Source organism: Stenotrophomonas sp. 1337 (assembly GCF_031455455.1).
Lineage (GTDB): Bacteria > Pseudomonadota > Gammaproteobacteria > Xanthomonadales > Xanthomonadaceae > Stenotrophomonas > Stenotrophomonas indicatrix.
This window is the reverse complement of sequence record NZ_JAVDSR010000016.1, coordinates 68,679-93,860: the sequence shown is the minus strand read 5'-3', so window position 1 is coordinate 93,860 and position 25,182 is coordinate 68,679. Positions and strand designations below refer to the sequence as shown.

Genomic DNA, 25,182 nt, shown 5'->3' with positions numbered 1-25,182 from the left:
GGGTCCGGTTGCGGGGGCGTGAGCGCCATGGATGGCGCGACCGAGCTTACAGGGACGTACTTGCAGCGTCCCCCGCAACCGGACCCACCCCGCCATCCCACGGAATGCCAGCTTTTGCTTTGCCGTTGCCGTTGATTCGGCGGGTGCAGGGCGCAGCCCTGCCGAACCCCTACCGCCCCAGCACGCGGGCGATCGCTTCCACCAGCAGCTCACCGGTCACCGGCTTGCGCAGGAAACCACCGATGCCGGCCGCTTCCACCTGCTGCTGCAGGTCCGGGTCGGTGCGTGCGGTCACCGCCAGCAGCGGCAACGTGTAACCCTGGTTGCGCAGATGCTGGGCCAGTTCGAAACCGCTCAGGCCCGGCAGATCCAGATCGAGCAGGCCGACATCGAAATCACCCGCGCTGATTTCACGCAGCGCGGCCAGCGCGTGGGCCGCGTGGACCACCTCATGGCCACGGGTGGTCAGCAGCCCACACATCACATCGGCCACGGTCGCATCGTCCTCCACCAGCAACACCCGCAGCGGCGGCATGTTGACCGCAGCAGCGGCGGCGTCACTGTCGGCACCTCCGTCGCTGGCCGCCCCCTGCTGCAGCGGCAACGGCAGGCTGACACCAAAGCAGGTACCGCTGCCCAGCTGGCTTTCCACCCGGATCCGGCCCTGCATGGCCAGTGCCAGCTCGCGGCAGATCGCCAGGCCCAGGCCGCTGCCGCCGTACTGCGCTGCGGTGCGAGCACCGTCGGCCTGCTCGAAGCGGCGGAACAACCGTTGCTGCTGCTCCTGGCTGATGCCCGGGCCGGTATCGCGCACCTCGAAATACAGCCCACGCGGCCCTTCCTCGCAACGCGCGTGCAGCGTGATGCTGCCGCGGCTGGTGAACTTGACCGCGTTGGACAGCAGGTTGAGCAGGATCTGCCGCACCCGCATCGCATCGCCGGTCGCCTGCAGCCCTGCCGGCAACTGGTTGTCGAGGATGAACCGCAGGCCCTTCTGTGCAGCCAGTGGCCCCATCAGCGCGGCCAGATCCTGCAGCAGGCGATTGAGACCGAACGCGTTGGACTGCAGTTCCAGGCGCCCCGATTCGATCCGCGCCAGGTCCAGCGCATCATTGACCAGGTGCAGCAGATGCTCGCCCGCATGCCGGATCGACTGGGTATAGCCGCGCTGCTGCGGATCCAGCGGCGAGGCCAGCAGCAGCTCACTCATGCCCAGCACCCCGGTCATCGGCGTGCGGATTTCATGGCCGAGATTGGCAAGGAAGCGCGTCTTGGCCGCCGATGCGTGCTCGGCCAGATCCTGCTTGTGCAGGGCGAGCTGGTAGGCGTGCTGGCGCTGCAGCCGCCGCCGGTACAACCAGGCGAACCAGCTGGTCAGCAGCAACCCGATCGAGGCCAGCACCAGCAGGCCGGACAAGCTGCGCCACCACGGCGGCTGCACATGGAATTCCAGGGTCTGCACCCGCGACCACACGTGGTCGGCCGAGCGCGCCTGCACTTCCAGCCGGTAGGCGCCGGGTGGCAGGCGCGAGAACAGGCGCTCGCCTGCCGGGCCCACCTCGACCCAATCCGGGTCGTAGCCGGCCAACCGGTAGCGGTAGGTGTTGGAAGCCGAATCGGCGAAGGACAACAGGCGCGCGACGATACGCAGGTCGCGGTCACCATCGGCGATCTGCAATGGCGTGTCATGGGTCAGGTCCAGCAGCTGCTCGTTGCGGCGTACCTCCACCCGCTCGATCACCAGCGGCGCACGCCGGGTGGACGGTCGAACCTGTTCGGGATCGAACACGACCACACCGGCGGGGGTACCCGCCACCATGCGCCCCGCCGAGGAGGCGATCAGGGTGTGTTCGCGGAACTCCTGGCTGGGCAGCCCATCGTGCACCCCGTACAGGCGTACGCTCTCGCCATCGGCACTCACCCGCACCAGGCCGCGGGCGCTGGTGGCCCACGCCACGCCCTGCGCGTCGACCACCAGGCCGGTAGCGGAAATCGCCGGATAGCCCTGCTCGGCGCCCACTACCGCCTGCCGTTCCAGCCGGCCCTGGCTCCAGAGATACCGCGACAGGCGACCATCCTCGGACAACCAGACCTGGCCGTCCTTGCCCACGTGCAGGGCGTACACCGCAGTGGCCGGCGCACCGGGCACCGGCTGGAAGCGCTGCGCATCCGGTTGCCATTGCAGCAGGCCGCGGCTGCTGGCCAGCCAGATCCGGTCCTGCGGGCCGCATTCCACGTCCAGATTGAGCTGACCGGCCTGCAGACCGTCCTGGCCGTTTTCCAGCCGCCGGCGCACGTGCCCGTCCAGATCACGCTGCTGCAGCCCCGATGACAGCATCAACCACAGGCTGTCGCCATCGCAGGTCATCATCGCCTCGATGTTGCCTTCCATGGTCGCGTCCGCGCCCGAGTCCCGCCCCCAGCGCCGCAGCTCGCCACGACGCGGTTCGTAGCGCATCAGGGCGTCGGTCGAGCCCACCCACACCTGGCCCTGCCGGTCTTCGCGCACCGAGGTCAGCCAGTGCATGCCGTTGACGAAGGTGCGGTGCTGCTCGATCACGCCCGTGCGCGGATTGAAGCGGTCCAGCGCGCCATGGCTGCCGACCGTCCACACCCCGCCATTGCTGGAGGGGCTGGTACCGAGCACATAGGAATTGCGCAGCGAGGACGGATCATCCTCCAGCCGCGAGAACACCGAGAACTGCCACCAGCGCGGAAGCAGGTGCCACAGGCCGGCATTGGTACTGGCCAGCCAGATGCCGCCTTCGCGGTCCTCATAGGCGCCGGTCCAGTTCGGCCGCACCAGGCCACGGGCGATGGCACTGTACAGCGGTACGGTCTGGTAGCGGCCATCGATGCCCCGGCCCAGGCCGCTGCGCGTGTCCAGCCAGTGCCCGCCCTGCTCGTCGCGCAGCATCATGCCCAGCACCTGGTCGCCGGCCGGCAATGTCCAGGGAACGGATTCGAAACGGCCATCCGGGCGCCGCACCGTGGCCCCGGCCAGCGTGCTGATCCAGAGGCTGCCGTCGGGTTCTGCGGTCAGTCCATTGATCAGCAGGCTGGGCACCAGGTCGCCGCCGATGCGTTCGAAATCGGTACCGGTCCAGCGCGCCACGCCATGCTTGGTGCCGACCCACAGGCTGCCATCGGCAAGCGTGGCCAGGTAGGGCACCGACGCGGCCGGCAGACTGCGCGGGTTGTTCGCTTCGGGCAGGAACCGCTGCAGACGGTCATTGCTGTCCAGCCGGTACAGGCCGCCCTCGTGGGTGCCGAACCAGATCGCGCCATCCGGTGTCGCAGCCAGGCTCCAGACGGTGTTGCTGCCCATCAGCGGCTGGCTGCTGCGGTCGTAGAAGCGCAGCTGGCGGCGATCGGCCGACATCCGCACCAGGCCGGCATTTTCAGTGCCGATCCACAGCTCGTTGCGGGCATCGACCAGCACGCTCCAGATGCGGTTGTCGCGCAGGCCGTCTTCGGAACGCCAGATGCGGTAGTTGCGCCCGTCGTAGCGGGCCAGGCCATCGTTGGTGGCAATCCACAGGTAGCCGTAGCGGTCCTCGGCCATGCGGTTGACGGTGTTGGACGGCAGCCCATCGAACACGGTGACCTGGCGCGGCGAAGGCGGCACCGGCTGCGCGGCAGCGGGCACCAGGCAGCACAGCAGCAGCATCAGCAGCGTCACTGCCCGCAGATACACCACCGATGGCCTCCTCACGCTGCTGTTGATGATGCCCACGCCGTGGGCGTCGGCATGGTAAACCGAAAGTTGCGCGATTCACGCCGCAGGATGCCGTACTCAGCTGATGATCTGGCGTTTACTGCGCGCCTGGGCAATCGCCGCCACCAGCAGATCGCCGGTCACCGGCTTGCGCAGGAAACCATCGAATCCGGCCGCAAGCACCTGCGCCTCGGCATAGGCATCCGAGCGCGCGGTAACGGCCACCAACGGCAGTTCGTAGCCCATCGCGCGCAGTTGGCGGGCGATGGCGGTGCCATCGAGTGCCGGCAGGTCGAGGTCGAGCAGGCCGACGTCGAACCCCTCGGTGGATATTTCCGACAGTGCGCCCAGGCCATGCAGCACGTGCACCACCTCATGGCCACGGCTGCGCAGCAGACCGGCGATGACCTCGGCAACGGTGGCATCGTCCTCGACCAGCAGGATGCGCAGTGCAGGCAGCATCGGCGACGCTGCCTCGCCAGGGCTGGAGGCCTGCTGCCGGCTCCACGGCAGCGGCAGCCGCACGGCGAAGCGTGCGCCACGCCCCGGCTGGCTGTCGACATCGATGCGGCCGCCCATCGCCACCGCCAGCTCCTGGCAGATCGCCAGGCCCAGCCCGCTGCCACCATAGCGCGAGGCGGTACGCGGGCCATCGGCCTGTTCGAAGCGGTGGAACAGGCGCTGCTGCTGCTCGGCATTGATGCCCGGCCCGCTGTCGCTGACCTCGAACGTCACCGCGCCGCCGTCGTCGTCCAGGCGCGCCGCCAGGCCGACATGGCCACGCTCGGTGAACTTGATCGCGTTGCCCAGCAGGTTCAGCAGGATCTGGCGGACGCGCATCTCATCGCCACTGACGCAGATCGGGCCTGGCAATGCCTCCCCGCGCTGGAACGCCAGCCTGCGCTGTTGTGCCATCGGCTGCATCAACGCCTGCACCTGGTCCAGCAGTCCGCCCAGGTCGAACGGGCGGATGTCCAGTTCAAGCCGGCCAGCCTCGATCCGGGCCAGGTCCAACGCATCGTTGACCAGGCGCAGCAGATGGCTGCCGGCCTGCTGGATCGAACCGGCATAGCTGCGCTGCACCGGGTCCAGTTCGGTGGACAGCAGCAGTTCGCTCATGCCCAGTACACCGGTCATCGGCGTGCGCACTTCGTGGCCCAGGGTCGCCAGGAAGCGGCTCTTGGCCTGCGATGCCTGCTCGGCGATCTGCTGCTTGTGCACCGTCAACTGCCACTGCTGGCGTCGCCGCAGCCGCCTGCGGATCGACCACAGCAGTGCCAACAGCAACAGCGAGCCCAGCATTGCATAGCCGAAAATCGCCATGCCGCTGCGCCACCAGGGGGGCAGTACCTTGATGTGCAACTGCTGCGAGGGCGTCCACGGACCACTGGCCGTCGCGGCCTGCACCTCGATGGCGTAGGTGCCGGGCGGCAGCCGCGACAACGTGCGTTGGCCGTCCCCGCCCTGTTCCACCCAGTTCTGGTCGTATCCCTGCACGCGGAACCGGTAGCGGTTGCCCTGCGGGTTGGCGTAGGACAGCAGGCGTGCATCGATCTGCAGGTCACGGTCGTCGGGCCCCAGCAACAGCAGGCCGGAGGTCGGCAAGGGCTGCCAGCCGCGCGCATCATCGCGACGGACGCGAACCTGCGCGATCACCAGCTGCGAGGGTGGCAGCTCGGCGTCGGCAGCATTCGGATCGAAGCCCACCATGCCGGTCTGGGTAACGGCCAGCACCCGGCCATCGGCATCGATTGCCGGTGGGCGTCCGGTGAACTCGGCATCAAGCAGGCCGTCGCGTTCATTGAAGATCTGCAGGCGACGCTGTTTCGGATCCCAGCGCAGCAGGCCGCGGGGCGTCGTCGCCCACAACTGACCGTTCCGGGCCAGGGCCAGCCCACCCATGCTGACCGGCGGCACGCCGGCACTGGCATCGACGCGCTGGATCAGGCGCAGGCTCAGGCCATCCCACTGGTAGCGCTCGAATGCGCCCTGGCGTGCGATCCACAACTGCCGGGGATCGATCCATACCAGATCGTAGATGGGCCCCCTGGAAACGCCGGGCACCGCTTCGAAGCGGTCTCCCTGCTCGCGCCAGATGCCCATTTCCCCGACCACCCAGGCGTGCCCACTGGCATCGAAGCGGATCTGCTCGACCGGCGCGTCGGTGCTGCCTCGCAGCGTAGCGCCGTCGAAACTGCGCAGCAGGCGGCCGTCGGCACTGCGCTGTTGCAGGCCCAGGTTCATCACCGATACCCAGACCGTGCCATCGGGGGCCTGCCGCATCAGATCGATCCGCTGCCGAAGGTCGGCGCCACCGCCAATGCGCCAGTCGCGCAGCACACCGGTGGCGGGGTCGTAGACGCTGATGCGCCCCGCGCGGCCGAGCCACAGCCTGCCGTCGGGACGTGGCAGCACCGACCACACCGCGCCGCTGCCCAGTTCGCGGTCGCTGACCAGCAGGCTCAACGTCCCCTGTGCATCGATCTGGTAGACGCCATGCGCAGAACCGACGTAGTAGCTGCGACCGTCGCTGGCAGCACTCAACAGGTACTGGCTGTCCAGCGGCTTGCCATCGAACTGGTACCAGGTTGAAAAGCGTCGCCAGTCGGGCGGCAGGTAAGCCAGGCCCTGGGTCAGCAGTGCGACCCACAGCCCTCCCTCATGGTCCTGCATCAGGTCGAGCACGCCACTGTGGCCGGTCAGGAAACCACTGCCACGGTCGCCTTCCAGCCTGCGCAGCACCTGGCCGTCACCACGCAGCAGGCCATCGGAGGTTCCCGCCCAGTAGCCTCCGTGGCTGTCGGCCAGGACCAGTGCCGAGCGCAGGCGGGCACTGTCGGCCCAGGCCGGTCGCGTCACCCGATCCTGCGCATCGATGCGGTACAGGCCGTCGTTCTGCGTACCGACCCAGATTGCGCCATCGGCATCGCGGCTCAGCCGCAGCACGCTCACCGCCGCCAGTTCGCGCGGCGCCACGGCTTCGAAGGCGTGGCCGTTCCAGCGCGCCACACCGGCTTCGGTGCCCACCCACAGCCGTCCCTGCGCATCCACCAGACTGCTGAAGACGGTGTCACTCGGCAGACCGCCGGGCTGCGCCCGATCATGCTGGAAATGGCGCAGCGAGCCATCTTCGCCGACGCGGCAGACCCCATGGCTGCTGCTGCCGACCCATAGCGCATCCTCGGCGTAGGCCAGGGTCCAGAACTGTCCCTGGCAGCCTTCAGTGACGGAATCGAAGGTCTTGAAACGTTCGCGGTCGGCATCCAGCCGGGCCAGCCCCTTGCCGTTGATGCCAACCCATACCCGGTCGAGCGGGTCGACCAGCAGGGTTTCGATCTCGTTGCCGGGCAGCGAATCCGGTTGTGCCGGATCGTGCTGCCAGACCCGCAGCTCACCGCCGTCATAGCGGGCCAGGCCGCCGTCGGTGGCGGCCCACACGCGGCCCTGTCGGTCTTCGGCCAGCGCCACCACCATGCGCGAGGGCAATCCCTCGGCCGCGCCGAAACGGCGCAGGCGCGGTGTTTCACCGGCCATGTCCAAGGTCGCCGCTGCAGCCGAAAGCGCCAACAGCACCAGACCTGCTCCTGCAATGCCTTGGCACCACCGGCGCCAGCCGCTCTTCATCCTGAACCCCCTGTCCTGTGCCGATTGTCACACAGGGCTGCAGCCATCGCTGCAACAGCCTGTTTCCGGCCACATCGGCACCACGAACTGTTGCAGCCGTGCACACAGCGTTGCGCGGGGGCTATGGGTATGATCGAACGGTCTTTTTCCCGGAGCCCCCCGCCGATGCGCCACTGCCTGGCCCTGCTGCCGATGCTGCTTGCCGTGGCCCCCGCCGGGGCAGGCAACGAGGCCTACCGCATCGATCCGGTGCACACCCGTGTGCTGTTTGCGATCGACCATGCCGGCTACTCGCAGGCGCTGGGTACGATCTCCGGAAGCCAGGGCCAGTTGCAGTTCGATAGCGACAACTGGCGCGATGCGACACTGGACGTCGAGATTCCTGTGTCGCGATTGGACCTTGGTGATGCCAAGTGGAACCAGGCAACCCTGGCGCGCAGCCTGCTCGATGGCGAACGCTTCCCCACCGCCCGCTTCGTCTCCCGCCATGTCGAACCGATCGATGCCCGCCATGCGCGCGTACTGGGCACCCTGACCCTGCGCGGGGTCAGCCAGGAAGTCGCGCTGGAGGTGACATTGAACCAGGTCAAACGCTATCCGCTGCCGCCGTTCCGGCGTACTGCAGGGTTCTCCGCCACCACCACGCTGAGCCGGCGTGCCTTCGGCATCACCGCCTGGCCGGGCGTGATCGGTGATGCGGTGCAGGTGCGTATCGAGGCTGAAGCCACGCTCGACCGCAGCGATTCTCCGGGAACTCCCCCGCCCCAACCCCACTCCGACAGCCAGACGGCCACCAAGGACCCTTCATGACCGCCAAGAACACCCCTGCCGCCTGGGGGAGTGTCAGCCAGACCCTGCACTGGCTGATCGCACTGCTGATTCTCGCCCTGGGCATCGTCGGCCTGACCATGGGCGAGCTGCCGAAGACGCCAAAGTATTTCTGGGTCTATACCGCGCACAAGTCGATCGGCATCACCGTGCTGGCACTGGTGGTGCTGCGCCTGGGCTGGCGCCTGTATGCCGGTGCCCCCAAGCCGGTACCCGGCGTGCCGGGCTGGCAGGAGCGCATCGCCAGCGCCACCCATGTGCTGCTGTATGTGCTGATGTTCGCCATCCCGTTGTCGGGCTGGCTGTACGACTCGGCCAGCGGCCTGCGTCCGTTCCGCTGGTTCGGTCTGGTCGATGTGCCCAAGCTGAGCGGACCGGATCCGCAGATCGTGGCGGTTTCCCATGCCCTGCACGAATACGGCTTCTGGCTGTTGATCGCGGTGGTGCTGGCCCATGCCGGTGCCGCCTTCTACCACCACCTTTTCCAGCGCGATGCCACCCTGTCCCGGATGTTGCCGCGTGGCTGGCTCGCCTCTCCCCAGAAGGACTGACCGATGAACCTGAAACTGACCACCCCGGCCGCCGTGGCCGCCGCCCTTGCCGGCATGCTGGCCACCGCACCGGTGCTCGCCGCCGATTACGCCCAGGCGCCGGGTGCCGGTTCGTTCCTGGCCTTTGCCACCAAGTACGACGGTGAAGTGTTCACCGGCAGCTTCCCGGGCTTTGCCACCAAGCTCAGCTTCGACCCGGCCAATCCGTCCGCAGGTTCGCTGGACGTGGTGATTCCGCTGGCCGGCGCCAAGAGCGGCAACAGCGACCGCGACTCCACCCTGCAGGGCGCGGATTTCTTCAACGTCGGCAAGTTCGCTACCGCACGCTACACCGCCAAGGGCTTCCGCGCGCTCGGCAACGACCAGTTCGCCGCCGATGGCACGCTGGAACTGCGCGGCGTGAGCAAGCCGGTCACCTTCACTTTCACCTGGAAGCCCGGCGCGCAGCCGGTGCTGACCGGCAAGGCCACGGTCAAGCGCCTGGACTTCGGTGTCGGTGGTGGTGACTGGGCGGATACCAAGACCATCCCGGACGAAACCGCGATCAGCACGATCGTGAAGTTCGACGCGAAATAAGACGCCTTCGTTCTGGTAGCGCCGGGCCATGCCCGGCGGCTTCCACCGCTGGCCGCGCTTCGCGCTCGCCAGGCATGGCCCAGCGTTACCTGCCTGCCAACAGCCAGGCCTGCACCGTGGCCGCATCGAACGGCCAGTCCAGCTCCCGCCCACCGCGCTCATCGCGCAGCACCGGCACCCGCGCCCCATAGCGCGCCTCCAGCGCCGGCTGGTCATCGAGGAACACCGATTCGAACTCGGGCGCCCGCGCCCTGGCCAGTTCGGCCAGGGCCATGTCACACAGATGGCAGTCGTCACGCTGGAACAGGGTCAACACAGGGGTTTGCTCCCTTGGCGGAAATGCTGCGCCGCAGTCATGGAAGTGCGGCGTGAACCGCTAGAATAGCGGTCTCTCCCGGTACCCGCAGTACGGCAACCATGGCTGTCAGCACGTTCGACGTTTTCAAGATCGGCATTGGCCCGAGCTCCTCGCACACCGTCGGGCCGATGAGGGCCGCCGAGCGCTTCATCCATCGGTGGCTGCTCGACCCGGGCAAGCTTGCGCAGGTCGCGCGCATCCGTGCCGACGTGTACGGCTCGCTGGCACTGACCGGTCGCGGCCACGGCACCGACAAGGCGATCCTGCTCGGCCTGGAAGGGCAGCGTCCGAACCTGATCGACCCGGACATCATTCCGTCCACGCTGGAGCGCATCCGCAGCAGCAAGCGGATCATGCTGATGGGCCAGCACGAGATCGCCTTCGACGAAAAGCGCGACCTCGGCCTGAACAAGCGGCAGAAGCTGCCCTACCACACCAACGGCATGCGCTTCACCGCGTACAACGCCGATGACGAAGTGCTGGCCACCCGCGATTACTACTCGGTCGGTGGTGGCTTCGTGGTCAACCAGGACGATGCGGCCGATGACCGTATCGTGCCTGACGAAACGCCGCTGCCCTACCCGTTCAAGAGCGGCGACGAGCTGCTGGCGCAGACCGCGCGCAGTGGCCTGAGCATCGCCCAGTTGATGTTCGAGAACGAGAAATGCTGGCGCAGCGAGGACGAGATCCGCGACAACCTGCGCGAGATCTGGAGCGCAATGCAGGCCTGCGTGGCACGCGGCATCCGCGAGGAAGGCGTGCTGCCGGGTGGCCTGAAAGTGGGCCGCCGCGCGCCGGCGCTGTACCGCGAGCTGTCGTCGAAGCCGGAAGCGGCGATGCGCGACCCGCTGACCACGCTGGACTGGGTCAACCTGTACGCACTGGCCGTGAACGAAGAGAACGCTGCCGGTGGCCGCGTGGTCACCGCACCCACCAACGGCGCGGCGGGTGTACTGCCGGCGGTGCTGCACTACTTCGACCGCTTCTGCCCGGGCGCGAACGAACAGCGGGTGTTCGACTTCCTGCTGACCTCGGCGGCGATCGGCATCCTGTACAAGGAAAACGCCTCGATCTCCGGTGCCGAAGTGGGCTGCCAGGGCGAGGTCGGCGTAGCCTGTTCGATGGCCGCCGGTGGCCTGGTCGCGGCGCTGGGTGGCAACCCGAGCCAGATCGAGAACGCGGCGGAAATCGGCATGGAGCACAACCTGGGCCTGACCTGCGATCCGATCGGTGGCCTGGTGCAGATCCCGTGCATCGAGCGCAACGCGATGGGTGCGGTGAAGGCGATCAACGCCTCGCGCATGGCCATGCGCGGCGACGGCAAGCACAAGGTGTCGCTGGACAAGGTCATCAAGACCATGCGCGATACCGGCCGCGACATGCAGGACAAGTACAAGGAAACCAGCCGCGGCGGGCTGGCGGTGAACGTCATCGAGTGCTGATGGTCTGCAGGGCCAGGCATGGCCTGGCTCTACTGCAGGACCGGGCATCGACCCGGCTCTGCAGTGCCGTTCTCGACCGGACAACACCGTCACCGTTTTCCGGTTAGGCTCGGGCATCCCCCTGCCCCGGAATGTCCCATGCGCGTGATCGCCACCGCCCTGCTTGCCTGCCTTCCGCTGTCCGCTCTCGCTGCGCCAACCTACGGGCCGCGGCTGGAGGGCTTCGACTACGGCTATCCAGTGAAGACCTTTGCACTGGAATCGCAGCGCCAGGCCTTGGAGATGGCCTATCTGGATGTTGCGCCGAAGAAGAAACCGATCGGCGTGGTGGTGCTGCTGCATGGCAAGAACTTCTGCGCGGCAACCTGGAAGGAGACGATCAAGCCGCTGGTGGCGGCAGGCTACCGGGTGATCGCGCCGGACCAGGTGGGTTTCTGCAAATCCAGCAAGCCCGAGCGCTACCAGTATTCGTTCGGGCAGCTGGCCGACAATACCCATGCGCTGCTGCAGCAGCTGCAGCTGGGTGATGTGCCGGTGCATGTGGTCGGCCATTCGATGGGCGGCATGCTGGCCATCCGTTATGCGCTCATGTATCCGCAGGACATGCGCAGTCTTTCGCTGGTCAATCCGATCGGGCTGGAAGACTGGAAGGCGCTGGGCGTGCCCTGGCGCAGCGTGGACGCGTGGTATGCCGGCGAAATGAACATCAGCTATGACAGCATCCGCCGCTACCAGCTGGATGTGTACTACGACGGCAAGTGGAAGCCGGCGTACGAACCGTGGGCGCGCATGCAGTCGGGCATGTACGAAGGCGCGGGCAAGCAGCAGGTGGCCTGGAGCCAGGCACTGACCTCGGACATGGTGTTCAACCAACCTGTCGTCTACGAACTGAAGAACCTGCAGGTGCCGACCACCTTGTTCATCGGCCAGAAGGACCGCACGGCGATCGGCCGTGACCAGGCATCGCCCGAACTGAAGGCGACGCTGGGCAACTACCCGGCACTGGGCAAAGCGGCAGCGGCGGCGATACCCGGCTCGACCCTGGTCGAGTTCGCGGCACTGGGCCATTCGCCGCAGGTGCAGGACCCGAAGCAGTTCAATGCCGCATTGTTGAAAGCACTCAAAGCGCGTTGAAGTTCCATAACCGCCGGGCATGGCCCGGCGCTACGAGGATCGGCGGGTAGCGCCGGGCCACGCCCGGCGAGCGCAGCAGCGGCTGGGCTCACCCCACGATCCGCAGCACGTCATCCAGCAGCGCCGCTGCGGTCACTTCCGCACCCGCGCCCGGCCCCTGGATCAACAGCGGCTGCGCGCGGTAGCGATCGCTGTGGATGGCCACGCGGTTGTCGGTGCCCGCGCCCTGCGCCAGCGGATGGTTGGCAGCCAGCTCACGCAGGCCCACCTGCGCACCCTCGCCATCGACGCGCCCGACAAAACGCAGCACCCGGCCGTTGTCGCGCGCCCGCTGCCAACGTGCCTGCAGCGGTGCATCCAGCTGCTCCAGCGCATTCACTGCATCTTCCAGCGGCAGCGCAGCCAGCGCATCCGGCACCAGTGAGTCGACCTGCACCTGCGACGCGTCCAGCGCCAATCCGCTGCTGCGGGCCAGGATCAACAGCTTGCGGCGCACATCCTCGCCGGAAAGATCCAGCCGCGGGTCCGGCTCGGTGTAGCCGGCCGCCAGCGCTTCACGCACCGCCGCCGAGAACGGCGACTGGCCGTCATAACGATTGAACAGCCACGCCAGCGAACCGGAAAGCACGCCCTCGATGGCATGGATGTGGTCGCCACCGGCAACCAGCGCGCGCAGGCTGCTGAGCAACGGCAGGCCGGCGCCGACGGTGGCGCTGTCGCCGTAACGCGCACCACTGTCGGCGCAACGATCGGCGATGGCCTGCGCGCGCGACAGCTGCGCACCGCGGCCAAGCTTGTTGGCGGTCACCACGTGCACACCGCGCGCCAACCACTGCACGTGGCGCGCCGCTACATCTTCGCTGGCGGTGGCATCGACCACCACGTCACCACGCTCCAGCCCTTCAGCGCTGGCCCACGGCGGCGAACTCTGCCCATCACGCGGCGCACGCCGTGCCAGTTCCAGCGGCAACGCCAGATCGCGGTCGATCGCCAGCGCGGTGCGTGAATTGGCCAGCCACTGCACGCTGGGCAGTTCCAGCCCACGCGCCTGCAACGCCTGGTAGCGCTGCACGAAGGCCGAACCGACGGTGCCGGTTCCGAGCAGCGCCAGGCGGCCAGTACCCAGCAGCGGAATCTCGACAGGCAAAGCGCTCATGCGTCTGCCACCTGTTTGCCGCGCGCCACCGCATCGATCACCGCCTCGGCGCGCGCCAGAGCGCTGCCCAGATCGGCCAGCAGGTCGCGCTCGCCCTCGATACCGACCGACAGACGCAGCAGGCCTTCACTGATGCCCGCAGCCGCGCGTGCTTCGGCAGTCATTGCCGCGTGGGTCATGGTCGCCGGGTGTGCGATCAGGCTTTCCACGCCTCCCAGCGACTCGGCCAGCGTGAAGTAACGCAGGCCATCGACGAACGCGCGTACAGCAGCATGCGGATCATCGCCGGCACAGCTGGCCAGTTCGAAGGACAGCATCGCGCCGAAACCACTCTGCTGACGCGCGGCAACGGCGTGGCCCGGATGATCGGCCAGGCCCGGGTAGTAGACCTTGGCCACCGCAGGATGCGCATCAAGCAGCGCCACGATCGCGGCGGTGTTTTCCTGGTGCGCGCGCAGGCGTGCATCCAGCGTACGCAGGCCGCGCAGGGTCAGGAACGCATCGAACGGCGAGCCGGTAAGGCCCAGGGCATTGCCCCACCACACCAGCTGTTCATGCACGGCGGGATCGCGGGCAATCACCGCACCACCGACCACGTCGCTGTGGCCGTTGATGTACTTGGTGGTGGAGTGCAGCACCAGATCCGCGCCGAACGACAGCGGTTGCTGCAATGCCGGCGACAGGAACGTGTTGTCAACCACCACCAGCGCACCGGCTTTGTGCGCCGCGTCGATCACGAAGCGCAGGTCGGTGATGCGCAGCAGCGGGTTTGACGGGGTTTCCACCAGCACCAGCTTCGGCTGCGTGGCCAGGGCCTGGGCCAGCGCGCGCGGGTCGGTCAGGTCGGCAGTGACCAGTTCGAAATAGCCCTTCTTCGCCAGTGCGTTGAACAGGCGCCAGCTGCCGCCGTACGCATCGTGTGGCACCACCAGGGTGTCGCCGGGCTGCAGCAGTGCGTTCAGCACCAGGTTGATCGCGCCCATGCCGGTGGCGGTCACCACACCGCCGGCGCCGCCTTCCAGTTCGGCCAGCGCCTCACCCAGCAGGTCGCGCGTGGGATTGCCACTGCGGGTGTAGTCGTACTGGCGCTTGTTGCCGAAGCCTTCAAAGCTGAAGTTCGACGACAGCACGATCGGCGGCGTGACCGCGCCATGGGCGGTGTCGCGATCGATGCCGGCGCGGACGGCGGCGGTGGTGCGACAACAGGACGGTTCAGCGGCGTGCAGGCTCATGCGGACTCTCCAGAAGTGCGGAAGGCGGTGGCGAGGATCGCGTCGATGCGATCGGTTTCTTTCAGGAAGGCGTCGTGACCGTAGGGCGAGCGCAGCACGCGCAGGCTGCCGCGTGGGCCCAGTCCCTCGACCAGGCCGACCAGGTCGGCAAGCGGAACCAGGCGGTCGCCTTCAACGGCAACCACCACGGTCGGCGGCAGGATCGCGCTCGGGTCCACGCGGTGCAGGTCGATCGACTCGGACAGGCGCAGGTAGGCATTGACCGGCGTGCGCGCGACGTACTGCGCACCAGCCGCGTCGAGATAATCTTCCGCCGCGACACGGACGCGGCCATTGACCACCTCCGGTGCTGCGTCGAAGCGTTCGCCGAATTCTTCCGGTGTGCGGTAGCTGAGCATGGCGAACTGGCGGGCCAGCGCCAGGCCGTGGTCTTCGCCACACTGCAGCTGGCCCAGCGCCACGGCACGGCGCTGCAGCGCACGCCAGGCGGCGGCATACGGGTGCGGGCGGTGCGCACCGCTGGCCAGCACCAGCTGGCGTACCCGGGCACGGTGGCGGATCGCGAACTGCTGGCCGACCAGCGCGCCGTAGGAATAGCCGACGAATGCCTTCAATGCGCGGATGCCGAGGTGATCCAGCAGCAGCGCCAACGCATCGGCCTGGTCGGCGGTATCGATCGGCACATCCAACGCACCGTCGGCGCCGATGAAATCGAACGCGAGCACACGCAGCTGCTGCGGATCCAGCGCGCGGCCACTGCCGACCAGGCCTTCGGCCCAGCCCTTCTCGCTGAACTGCGCATTGGAGGCCACATGGCGGTGCGCGGAAATGCCGCCGGCCAGCACCACCACCGGTGCGTTGACCGGACCGACCCACTCATAGCGCAGGCGCACCGGGCAGGGGCCGGCATGACGCATCGACAGCACGGCGGCGAACTCGCCGCGCTCGGCGTGCACGCGGTCATCGACCGGCACGCTGACGGGGACAAAGGGTTCGGGGCGAAGCACGGTGCTGGTGGCGAAGCTCATGGCGGGTTCCGGTAGGGAAATCGGCCATCGAGCCTTCGCGGGGCTCGCGTTCGAAGTGCACGTTGGGTGCAGGTTCGAACCATCTTTCGGTGGACGCCACGGTCCCCGCAGGATTTGGCACCTACGCAGGCGCTTTCGCGTCTGCGGGCTGCCCCGGCTTCAAAGGGCCTGTCCCTCTGCCGGTCTCGATGGTGGAGCCACGATGCCAGTCCTTTTCGGGCATGTCAATCCCTTCATGCGGATAAAGAGATGGATGAATGCGAAGCCCCCACCCTTCCCCCGTCCCGACAGCTTGCGTAGAGTCCCGGCGGTCCATGTCGCTGGAGCCTTCGATGCGCCGCCTGCCCCTGCCCTGCCTCCTGCTGCCCCTGTTGGCGAGCGCCCCCGCGAACGCTGCCGACTGGCGCCAGGGCTGGGGACTGGTGCCACAGACGCCGGCCGCGCGCACGGCCGGCGCCACGCCGCACGCGGCGCCGATGGCCCGCCTGCGCCTGCAGTCGCTGGGCGACCAGTGGCAGGCGCGGATCGACAATCCACTGTCCGGCCCGGTGCAGATCGAGCTGCGCGCGGCCCCCGGCACACAGGTCGAGGGCCTGCCGCTGCAGTCACTGGTGCAGGCCACCGGCAGCCTGGTGGTGGGCCATCTTCCCTCTCCTGCCAACGGCAAGGCACTGGATCTTCGTCTGCAGTCGGTGCCGGGCAATCCGGCCGCGCGCGCCGAAGACGTCGCCTATCGCCTGCCGTTCCAGGCTGCCCAGCTGCGCGTGGATCAGGCCCCGCAGGGCCGGTTCAGCCACGATGACGAGGAGAACCGCGACGCCATCGACTTTGCCCTGCCCGAAGCAACGCAAGTCCTGGCCGCCCGCGAGGGTACGGTGATGCAGGTACAGGACGGTTTCCGCGGCAATGGCCTGGACCGTGAACGCGATGCCGGACGCGCCAACTTCGTTCGTATCCTGCACAGCGACGGCAGCATGGCGATGTACGCCCACCTGCAGGCCGGCGGCATGCGCGTGCGTCCCGGCCAGGCCGTGCAGGCCGGGCAGCCGATCGGCCTGTCCGGCAACAGTGGCTACAGCACCGCACCGCACCTGCACTTCGTGGTGCAGCTCAACCGGGGCATGGGGCTGCGTTCGGTGCCGGTGCGCATCCTCGCCCCGCAGGGCGAATTGCACTTCGCCCGTGAGGGCAGCGGGGACGCCAGCGCCGGGCGCTGACCCGCCGACGCCGGCAGGCCGGTATAATCGGGCGCTTATCTCTTTGAAAAGCGCCCCGTGCGGGCGCCACTGCCATGTCCGAAGTCGCCACCGAAGCGTCGCGTCGCCGCACGTTCGCCATCATTTCCCACCCTGACGCCGGCAAGACCACGCTGACCGAAAAGCTGCTGCTGTTCGGAGGCGCGATCCAGATGGCCGGCTCGGTGAAGGGCCGCAAGGCTGCCCGCCACGCCACCTCGGACTGGATGGCGCTGGAAAAGGAGCGCGGCATCTCCGTCACCTCCTCGGTGATGCAGTTCCCGTACGAAGGCAAGATCATCAACCTGCTCGACACCCCGGGCCACGCCGACTTCGGCGAGGACACCTACCGCGTGCTGACCGCGGTGGACTCGGCGCTGATGGTGATCGACGTGGCCAAGGGCGTGGAAGAGCGCACCATCAAGCTGATGGAAGTGTGCCGCCTGCGCGACACCCCGATCATGACCTTCATCAACAAGCTCGATCGTGAGGGCAAGGAGCCGATCGACCTGCTGGACGAGGTTGAAAGCGTGCTCGGCATCCAGTGCGCACCGGTCACCTGGCCGATCGGCATGGGCCAGCGCCTGAAGGGCGTGGTCCACCTGATCACCGGCGAAGTGCATCTGTACGAGCAGGGCCGCAACTTCACCCGTCAGGATTCGACCATCTTCCCCTCGATCGATTCGCCCGGGCTGGCCGAGAAGATCGGCGAGCGGATGCTGGCCGACCTGCGCGACGAACTGGAACTGGTGCAGGGTGCCAGCCACCCGTTCGACCTGCAGGCCTACCGGGCCGGCAAGCAAACCCCGGTGTTCTTCGGTTCGGGCGTGAACAACTTCGGCGTGCAGCCGCTGCTGGACTTCTTCGTCGAACACGCACCGTCGCCGCAGGCGCGCTCCACCACCGGCCGCGACGTCGCCCCGCAGGAGCCGAAGCTGACCGGCTTCGTGTTCAAGATCCAGGCCAACATGGATCCGCAGCACCGTGACCGCGTGGCGTTCATGCGCGTCTGCTCGGGCCGGTTCACTGCCGGCATGAAGACCCTGCACGTGCGCACCGGCAAGGACATGAAGCTGGCCAATGCGCTGACCTTCATGGCCAGCGACCGTGAAATCGCCGCCGAGGCGTGGCCGGGCGATGTCATCGGCATCCACAACCACGGCACGATCTCCATCGGCGACACCTTCACCGAAGGCGAGGCGATCACCTTCACCGGCATCCCCAACTTCGCCCCGGAACTGTTCCGTCGCGCCCGCCTACGCGATCCGCTCAAGCTCAAGCAGCTGCAGAAGGGCCTGGCACAGCTGTCCGAGGAGGGCGCGACCCAGTTCTTCCGTCCGCTGACCAGCAACGACCTGATCCTGGGTGCGGTGGGCGTGCTGCAGTTCGATGTGGCTGCCTACCGCCTGAAGGACGAATACGGCGTGGAAGCCACCTTCGAGCAGGTCAGCGTGACCACGGCGCGCTGGGTCCACTGCAGCAACGAGAAGAAGCTGGAGGAGTTCCGCGAGAAGAACGCGCTGAACCTGGCCCTGGACGCGGCCGGCCACCTGGTCTACCTGGCGCCGACCCGGGTCAACCTGCAGCTGGCGCAGGAACGTGCGCCGGACGTGCGTTTCTCGGCAACCCGTGAAGCCGCGCATACGGTCACCGGCAACTGATTGCAGCGACCATACGGTGGCGGGGGTGCACGCGCCCGCCATCGCGGCGATGATAGGGGGGTGCAGGTCCCCCTCCCTGCAGACGATGCCCATGCCATGTCCACGACTTCCGTTGATTCGATCCGCGAAGAAATTGCCAGCGCCCTGACCCACGGGCTGGGTGCGGTGCTTGCCCTGGCCGCCAGCGCGGTGTTGATCACCCTGGCCGCGATCTACGGCGATGGCTGGCAGCTGGCCAGTGCGATCGTGTTCGGCATCGCCCTGCTGCTGCTGTACACCGCCTCCACGCTGTACCACGCCATCCAGCACCCGCAGGCCAAGGGCCGCCTGAAGGTGTTCGACCATTGCGCGATCTATGTGCTGATCGCCGGTACCTATACCCCGTTCACCCTGATCGGCCTGCGCGGCCCCTGGGGCTGGGGCATGTTCACCGCGATCTGGGCGCTGGCGCTCGGCGGCGTGGTGTTCAAGCTGTTCTACACCGGCCGCTTCAAGCTGCTGTCCACGGTGATCTACATCGCCATGGGCTGGCTAGTGGTGGTGGCGATCAAGCCGATGTGGGCCTCGATCGATGGTGGGACGCTTGCCTGGCTGTTCGGCGGTGGCCTGTCCTATACGCTGGGCACGTACTTCTACCACCGCGAATCCATCCCCTATTCGCATGCGATCTGGCATCTGTTCGTGATCGGTGGCAGCGTCTGCCACTTCGTCGCCGTGACTCGACAGGTGCTGTGACCCCGTATTGAGGGTAACGCCAGGCCCCTGGCCGGCGAGCAGGCACCGGCTCTGCACACGATGCACATGATCGCTTCGCGCCCCGTCCACCCCGACGGGGCAACCATGGCGGTGTGAATGCTGCCTCTGCTCCTGCTGATTCCAAGGCGTCGCGCTGGCGCCTGCGTCGCCGCGGGCAGCGCTGGCTCGCCGTGCTGGTGTTCCTGTTCGCGGCACTGCTGGTCCTCATCGCCCTGTGGGACTGGAACTGGTTCAAGGGCCCGGTCGAACGTGCGGTACAGGCGCGCACCGGCCGCGTCCTGCACATCGGCAACCTGGATGTCGACCTCGGCCGCACCAGCACCGTGCGCGCCGATACCCTCACCTTTACCAATGCGCCTTGGGCGAAGCAGCCCACCATGGTCAGCGCCGACCGGGTCGAGATCGACGTACGGGTGTGGCCGCTGCTGCGTGGCAGCGTGCAACTGCCCGAGATCCGTCTGACCCGCCCGGACGTGCTGTTGGAGACGGCTCCACGCAAGGGCGACCCGGGCAACTGGAACTTCCTCGGCGACAGCAAGGGCGGCACCACGCCGCAGCTCAAGCGCCTGCTCATCGACGATGGTCGCCTGCAGTTCCTGGACGCACTCGGCCGCACCGACATCCTGGTGAACGTGCGCAGCGGGCAACCGAAACAGGCCGACGCCGCACCACCGTTGCTGGTGGCCGGCAAGGGCCGCTGGCAGGGCAATCCCTTTACCCTGAGCGGCGGCACCGAATCGCCGCTGGAACTGACCGACAGCGCACACCCCTTCCGCATCCACCTGGATGGCCGCGCCGGAGCCACCCATGCCGTTGCCACTGGCACCTTGACCAACCCGTTCCAGCTGCAGGTGTTCGACCTGCAGTTCGCGCTGAGCGGCAACGACCTGGCCGATCTGTATCCATTGCTGGGCATCGCCATTCCGCCTTCCCCGCCCTACGCACTGGATGGCCGCCTGAAACGCGATCACCAGGTGTGGCGCTACGAGCGCTTCACCGGCAAAGTCGGCGACAGTGACCTGGGCGGCGATGTGCAGTTCGATGTCTCCAGGGAACGCCCACGGATGACCGCGAACCTGGTGTCGCGCCGCCTCGATTTCGATGACCTTGCCGGCTTCGTCGGTGCCCCCCCGAAGACCGGTGGCGGCGAGACTGCCAATGCAGAACAGCGGGCCGAGGCTGCGCGCGTGGCCGCCAGCGCCAAAGTGCTGCCGGCCACGCCGTACAACCTGGGCAAGCTGCGCGCGATGGATGCCGACGTGCGCTGGAAGGCCCAGCGCATCAATGCACCCAAGCTGCCGCTGGACGACATGGATGCACACCTGCTGCTGGACGATGGTGTACTGCGGCTGGACCCGCTGAACTTCGGCGTTGCCGGCGGCGACATCCGCAGCACGATCCGCATGGACGCACGTCGCCCGCAGATTGCAACCTCATTGAAGGCCAGCGTGCGCGGCGTGCAGCTGGGCCAGTTGTTCCCCGACGCCAAGCTGGCCGAACAGGCCAAGGGGGGTATCAGCGGCGCCATTGACCTGACCGGCAACGGCAACTCGATCGCCGCGATGCTCGGCAGCAGCAGCGGCAACGTGGCGCTGGGCATGGGCCGCGGCCACGTCGGCAACCTGCTGATGGAAGTGGCGGGACTGGACATCACCGAGTCGTTGAAATTCCTGTTCACCGGCGACAAACAGATTCCGCTGCGCTGCGCCTTCGCCGACTTCGGCGTGCGCGAGGGCCTGATGCATACCCGGTCGATGGCAGTGGACACCACCGATACGATCATCCTCGGCGAGGGCGATGTCAGCCTGCGCGATGAAACACTGGACCTGCTGCTGAAGCCACGACCGAAGGACAGGAGCATCCTGGTGCTGCGCTCGCCGCTGCGCATCGGCGGCACCTTCAAGGACCCGTCGTTCCGCCCGGACTTCAAGGCGCTGGGTATCCGGGGTGCGGTCGCGTTGACGCTGGGCAGCATCGCGCCGCCGGCGGCACTGCTGGCCACCATCGAACTGGGGCCGGGCAAGGATGCCGACTGCGGTGGGCACTACGCGAAGTAGAGCGGGCGTTCGGCGCCCTACTGCAAATGGGACGAGGGTGACGGGTGGCCCAGGCAGGACACGCCGTGAACCCCGCTCCGCGGTCCGGCCCAGCCGCTGGCGGCTGTGCGTTCGGGCGCTTGCGAAGCAGTGCTTCGCAAGCAAAGCGCCCTCACCCATGGGGGCTCGATGGCGCCATCCATGGCGCCAACGGTCCTGCCTGGGCCACCCGTCACCCTCCCGACAGTTTCCTGCGCGCGCGAAACGAGAGCAGGAGTTCAAGATCAAAAGAAGAAAGCAGAATCAAAAGCAGTGCCAACCAAGGTTGGCATCTACCAACGGCAGATAGTCAGGGTGAAGGCCGCCGCGCTCGCAGGAACGTGTCCTGAGGCGGAGGGCATGGCCGTGCAGGACCGTTGGCGCCATGGATGGCGCCATCGAGCCCCCATGGACGGGTTTACGGCGTGTCCTGCACGGCCATGCCCTCCGCCTCCCCGGCATGTCAGGCAGGCGCTGCCTTGGCTTTGGCTTTGGCTTTGGCTGTTGCTTGAAAAAGCGGGCCGACGGGCCGCAGGCCCGCCAGCGACAGAACTCACCCCGCCACGATGTACTGCTGCAGCTGATCCAGCTCGCGCCGCTGCGCATCGATCACCGACTTCACCAGGTCACCGATGGAAATCACCCCCAGTACCTGCCCGCCCTCGACCACCGGCAGATGGCGGATGCGGTAATCGGTCACCAGCTGCAGGCAGTGTTCCACCTGCTCACCGGGACTCACCGTCACTACTTTCGCGGTCATGATTTCCGACACGGCGGTGTCACGCGACGAACGATCGTGGAGCACGATCTTGCGTGCGTAATCACGCTCGGAGAGGATCCCGACCAGTCGCGGGCCATCCATCACTAGCACCGCGCCGATGCCCTTCTGCGCCATCAACCGGATCGCATCGATCACCGCCGCGCCTGGCGCGACCGCATGCACTTCAGGGGACTTGCCGTCCAACAGTTGCCGTACCGACGTCATCTGCCTGCCCTCCCAGGGTGGGTTGCAGGTCCGAGTCTGCCACGGAAGGGGCCAACCATGCGTCAACCAGGTACAACGGCCGTTGCTTGGACTCCTCGTACAGGCGTCCCAGGTACTCGCCGATAAGCCCCAGCGCGATCAACTGCACGCCCCCGAGGAACAGGATCACCGCCATCATGGTCGGCCACCCGGCCACCCGGTCGCCGTACAACGCTGCCTTCGCAATCACCCAGATGGCAAACACGAAGGCCACGCCTGCGGTGGCCAGCCCCATGTAGGTGGCCGCCCGCAGCGGGACCGTCGAGAAGCCGGTGATCCCTTCCAGTGCGAAGTTCCACAGCCGCCACAGGCTGAACTTGCTGCTGCCGGCCAAACGGGCATGCCGGTGATACGGCACCGCCACGCGGCGGAAACCGACCCAGCTGAAGAGCCCCTTCATGAACCGGTGCCGTTCGCGCATCTCGCGCAATGCGCTCAGCGCGCGCGGCGACAACAAGCGGAAATCGCCGGTATCGGCCGGAATGGGCGTGCGCGAGAGGCGACCAATCACCCGGTAGAACACCGATGCGGCAGCGCGCTTGCTCCAGCTCTCACCGTCACGTACCAGGCGCGTGCCGTAGACGTTGTCGTAGCCCTGCCGCCAACGTTCGACAAAGTGCGGCACCAGTTCCGGCGGGTCCTGGCCATCAGCGTCGAGGATCATCGCCGCGCCTTCGCGCACATGGTCCAGGCCGGCGGTCAGCGCCGCCTCCTTGCCGAAGTTGCGCGACAGCTTCAGCGCCGATACCCGCGGGTCGGCCTGGGCCAGCGAGGCGATCAACGACCAGGTCGTGTCACTGCTGCCGTCATCCACGTACAGGATGTGACCATCGATTCCGGCCAGGCCGTCCAGTACCGCGCACAATCGCGGATGCAGCTGGGGCAGCACCAGCTCTTCGTTGTGTGCGGCGATGACGAAGGTAAGACGCTCACGAGTCATCGCCGGATTGTACGTCGTTGACGGGGATGCAGCCCGTCAGTCCAGCGTTCGAAATACCCGCTTCCCGCATCGGAAGGCACCACGGACATCTGGGGTCGTGGCCCCTCAGTCCTCCGCCAGGTACCCCGCTCCACCCAGCTGCCGTGCCTGCCGCTGGATCCACGCCGCACGACGCTGCACGTAGGGGCCTGGCTTGGCCGCGTTGTAGCGGCGCGGCGCCGGCAGCACTGCCGCCAGACGCGCGCTCTCGGCAGGGCTCAGCCGCGCGGCGTCCTTGCCCCAGAATGTCTGCGCCGCTGCCTGGGCGCCATACACACCGTCGCCGAACTCGGCGATGTTGGCGTACATCTCCAGGATCCGCTGCTTCGGCCAGAAGGCTTCGATCAGCACCGTGTACCAGACCTCCAGGCCCTTGCGGATCCAGCTGCGGCCCTGCCACAGGAACAGGTTCTTGGCCACCTGCTGGCTGATCGTGCTGGCCCCGCGCAGGCGCCCGCCCCGCGCGTTGTGGTCGCGCGCCTTTTCAATGGCCTGCAGGTCGAACCCGCTGTGGTCGGGGAAGCGCTGGTCTTCTGCGGCCACCAGCGAAATCGGCAGGCTCGGCGCCATCTGGTCAAGGTCCCGCCACTGGTAGTGCAGCCGGTAGGACCAGTCGCCTTCACCCAGTGCCTCACCGAAACGCCAGACCATCACCGTGGACAGCGGCGGATCGATGAAACGCAGCACCAGGACCTGCAGGCAGCTGAAGGCCACGAACAGCACCGGCAGCCACAGCAGCCGCTTCCAGCGCCAGCGCCTGCGCGGTGCCGCGTCGGCGGCGGCCACTACCTTGTCCTGCTCTCCCCCTGCCCCCATTACTGGTGCATCCTTCTTATGCTTGGTTGTCGGCGCATTATCCGGCAACCATCCCCGTTTCCGCGCGATGTGAGCCGATGACCGCCCAATCCGATTCCCTTATCCGTTTCCTGCTCCCCGACGCCGGTGTCCGTGGCGTCCACGTGCGCCTGCAGGCCACCTGGCAGGACATCCAGTCCCACGGCGAGTATCCGGACAGCGCCACCGAACTGCTCGGCGAAGCCTGCGTGGCATCGGCCCTGTTCACCGGCCACACCAAGGTGGACGGCCGCCTGTCGATCCAGCTGCGCAGCAATACCGCTCTGCGTACCCTGTTCGCCGAATGCACCGCCGCCGGCACCCTGCGCGGCATCGTCCAGATTGCCGAGGGCGGTGACGCCCCCCGTGACCTGACCGACCTGGGCCGGGACGCCCTGCTGGCCATCACCATCGAGAATCCCGGCCTGGACCCGCGCGAACCGCAGCGCTACCAGAGCCTGGTCGCACTGACCGCGCCGGAACTGGATGAAGCATTCGAAGACTACTTCCGCCAGTCCGAGCAGCTGCCGACGCGACTGCTGCTGGCCGCCGGCCGCGACGGCACTGCCGGCCTGCTGCTGCAGAAGCTGCCGGGCGACGAAGGCGACGACGATGGCTGGTCCCGCGCCAGCGCGCTGTTCGACACCCTGGGCAAGGCGGAGCTGCTGGCCACTCCGGCCGAGGAACTCCTGCACCGGTTGTTCCACGAGGAGAAGGCGGAGCTGGTGGGTGACAAGGCCCTGTCCTTCGCCTGCTCCTGCTCGCGTGAACGGGTCGCCTCGATGCTGTTCTCGCTGGGCGAGGAAGAGGCCCGTGCGGCTGCCGAAGACACCGGCGCCGTAGACGTACGTTGCGAATTCTGCGGACAGGAGTATCACTTTCCGTTGACGGAGTTCGGCATACTGTTCCACGGTGCCCAGGGGGCTGTACCGGCACCTGAACGACTTCAGTAATACCCAATGAGTCTTGTA

General features: G+C 67.4%; 19 protein-coding genes and 1 riboswitch. Of the genes, 10 read left to right on the top strand and 9 right to left on the bottom strand.

Features of this window, described 5'->3' with window-relative positions:
- Positions 1-169 precede the first annotated feature (169 nt).
- Together J2X70_RS18410 and J2X70_RS18405 are read right to left on the bottom strand one after the other, a co-directional pair.
- Positions 170-3,700, bottom strand: a complete 3,531-nt coding sequence (locus J2X70_RS18410) for a hybrid sensor histidine kinase/response regulator (RefSeq protein WP_025877840.1) — start codon at positions 3,698-3,700, stop codon at positions 170-172.
- Between the two features lie 96 nt (positions 3,701-3,796).
- Entirely contained in the window at positions 3,797-7,342 is a 3,546-nt protein-coding gene (locus J2X70_RS18405; protein WP_309911580.1) for an ATP-binding protein, read from the bottom strand.
- Between the two features lie 165 nt (positions 7,343-7,507).
- On the opposite strand from J2X70_RS18405, the gene J2X70_RS18400 reads away from it, so the two are divergent.
- The 3 genes from J2X70_RS18400 to J2X70_RS18390 are packed head-to-tail and all read left to right on the top strand — an operon-like array spanning position 7,508 to position 9,297.
- Positions 7,508-8,152 carry a YceI family protein gene (locus J2X70_RS18400; RefSeq protein ID WP_309911578.1) on the top strand — a complete coding sequence of 215 codons (645 nt, stop codon included), beginning with the start codon at positions 7,508-7,510 and terminating at the stop codon, positions 8,150-8,152.
- Positions 8,149-8,721, top strand: coding sequence for a cytochrome b (locus tag J2X70_RS18395; RefSeq protein ID WP_025877835.1), 573 nt, complete (start codon positions 8,149-8,151; stop codon positions 8,719-8,721). Before J2X70_RS18400 ends, J2X70_RS18395 begins: the two co-directional genes overlap by 4 nt.
- Before the next feature lie 3 nt (positions 8,722-8,724).
- Positions 8,725-9,297 (top strand): YceI family protein, encoded by a 573-nt coding sequence (locus J2X70_RS18390; protein WP_025877832.1) that lies wholly within the window; start codon positions 8,725-8,727, stop codon positions 9,295-9,297.
- Between the two features lie 85 nt (positions 9,298-9,382).
- Here the strand turns inward: J2X70_RS18390 and J2X70_RS18385 are convergent, their stop codons facing one another.
- The gene (locus tag J2X70_RS18385) at positions 9,383-9,613 is read right to left on the bottom strand and encodes a glutaredoxin family protein (protein WP_025877830.1); all 231 of its coding nucleotides are present in this window, start codon (positions 9,611-9,613) and stop codon (positions 9,383-9,385) included.
- 101 nt (positions 9,614-9,714) lie between these two features.
- Here J2X70_RS18385 and J2X70_RS18380 point away from each other — a divergent pair, with 101 nt between their 5' ends.
- Positions 9,715-11,097, top strand: coding sequence for an L-serine ammonia-lyase (locus tag J2X70_RS18380; RefSeq protein WP_025877828.1), 1,383 nt, complete (start codon positions 9,715-9,717; stop codon positions 11,095-11,097).
- 138 nt (positions 11,098-11,235) lie between these two features.
- The gene (locus J2X70_RS18375) at positions 11,236-12,231 is read left to right on the top strand and encodes an alpha/beta hydrolase (RefSeq protein WP_025877826.1); all 996 of its coding nucleotides are present in this window, start codon (positions 11,236-11,238) and stop codon (positions 12,229-12,231) included.
- An 88-nt stretch (positions 12,232-12,319) separates the two neighbouring features.
- Here the strand turns inward: J2X70_RS18375 and J2X70_RS18370 are convergent, their stop codons facing one another.
- Genes J2X70_RS18370 through J2X70_RS18360 form a run of 3 tightly spaced genes read right to left on the bottom strand, consistent with a single transcriptional unit; the run spans position 12,320 to position 15,647 of the window.
- The gene (locus J2X70_RS18370) at positions 12,320-13,387 is read right to left on the bottom strand and encodes a homoserine dehydrogenase (protein WP_218787849.1); all 1,068 of its coding nucleotides are present in this window, start codon (positions 13,385-13,387) and stop codon (positions 12,320-12,322) included.
- Positions 13,384-14,619, bottom strand: a complete 1,236-nt coding sequence (locus J2X70_RS18365; RefSeq protein ID WP_309911574.1) for an O-succinylhomoserine (thiol)-lyase — start codon at positions 14,617-14,619, stop codon at positions 13,384-13,386. The genes J2X70_RS18370 and J2X70_RS18365 overlap by 4 nt, the downstream gene beginning before the upstream one ends.
- Positions 14,616-15,647, bottom strand: a complete 1,032-nt coding sequence (locus J2X70_RS18360) for a homoserine O-succinyltransferase (protein WP_025877822.1) — start codon at positions 15,645-15,647, stop codon at positions 14,616-14,618. The genes J2X70_RS18365 and J2X70_RS18360 overlap by 4 nt, the downstream gene beginning before the upstream one ends.
- A 76-nt stretch (positions 15,648-15,723) precedes the next feature.
- A riboswitch (SAM riboswitch) is annotated at positions 15,724-15,842 on the bottom strand.
- 137 nt (positions 15,843-15,979) lie between these two features.
- On the opposite strand from J2X70_RS18360, the gene J2X70_RS18355 reads away from it, so the two are divergent.
- The 4 genes from J2X70_RS18355 to J2X70_RS18340 all read left to right on the top strand — a co-directional run bounded on the left by J2X70_RS18355 (position 15,980) and on the right by J2X70_RS18340 (position 21,356).
- On the top strand, positions 15,980-16,864 hold the full coding sequence (locus J2X70_RS18355; RefSeq protein WP_032976586.1) for a M23 family metallopeptidase: 885 nt from the start codon (positions 15,980-15,982) through the stop codon (positions 16,862-16,864).
- Between the two features lie 74 nt (positions 16,865-16,938).
- A complete protein-coding gene (locus J2X70_RS18350; RefSeq protein WP_025877820.1) occupies positions 16,939-18,543 on the top strand; it encodes a peptide chain release factor 3 in 1,605 nt (534 codons plus the stop codon).
- 96 nt (positions 18,544-18,639) lie between these two features.
- On the top strand, positions 18,640-19,278 hold the full coding sequence (locus tag J2X70_RS18345; protein WP_025877819.1) for a hemolysin III family protein: 639 nt from the start codon (positions 18,640-18,642) through the stop codon (positions 19,276-19,278).
- A 113-nt stretch (positions 19,279-19,391) separates the two neighbouring features.
- Positions 19,392-21,356: an AsmA family protein gene (locus tag J2X70_RS18340; protein WP_309911571.1), complete on the top strand. Its 1,965-nt coding sequence runs from the start codon at positions 19,392-19,394 to the stop codon at positions 21,354-21,356.
- A gap of 571 nt (positions 21,357-21,927) precedes the next feature.
- Here J2X70_RS18340 and J2X70_RS18335 read toward each other — a convergent pair.
- The 3 genes from J2X70_RS18335 to mtgA all read right to left on the bottom strand — a co-directional run bounded on the left by J2X70_RS18335 (position 21,928) and on the right by mtgA (position 24,193).
- Positions 21,928-22,359 carry a CBS domain-containing protein gene (locus J2X70_RS18335; protein ID WP_025877817.1) on the bottom strand — a complete coding sequence of 144 codons (432 nt, stop codon included), beginning with the start codon at positions 22,357-22,359 and terminating at the stop codon, positions 21,928-21,930.
- Positions 22,319-23,338, bottom strand: a complete 1,020-nt coding sequence (locus J2X70_RS18330; protein WP_080148258.1) for a glycosyltransferase family 2 protein — start codon at positions 23,336-23,338, stop codon at positions 22,319-22,321. The genes J2X70_RS18335 and J2X70_RS18330 overlap by 41 nt, the downstream gene beginning before the upstream one ends.
- A gap of 105 nt (positions 23,339-23,443) precedes the next feature.
- Positions 23,444-24,193: a monofunctional biosynthetic peptidoglycan transglycosylase gene (gene mtgA / locus J2X70_RS18325; RefSeq protein ID WP_025877813.1), complete on the bottom strand. Its 750-nt coding sequence runs from the start codon at positions 24,191-24,193 to the stop codon at positions 23,444-23,446.
- Between the two features lie 77 nt (positions 24,194-24,270).
- Here mtgA and J2X70_RS18320 point away from each other — a divergent pair, with 77 nt between their 5' ends.
- Positions 24,271-25,164 (top strand): Hsp33 family molecular chaperone HslO, encoded by an 894-nt coding sequence (locus J2X70_RS18320; RefSeq protein ID WP_309911569.1) that lies wholly within the window; start codon positions 24,271-24,273, stop codon positions 25,162-25,164.
- The last annotated feature ends 18 nt before the right edge of the window (positions 25,165-25,182 follow it).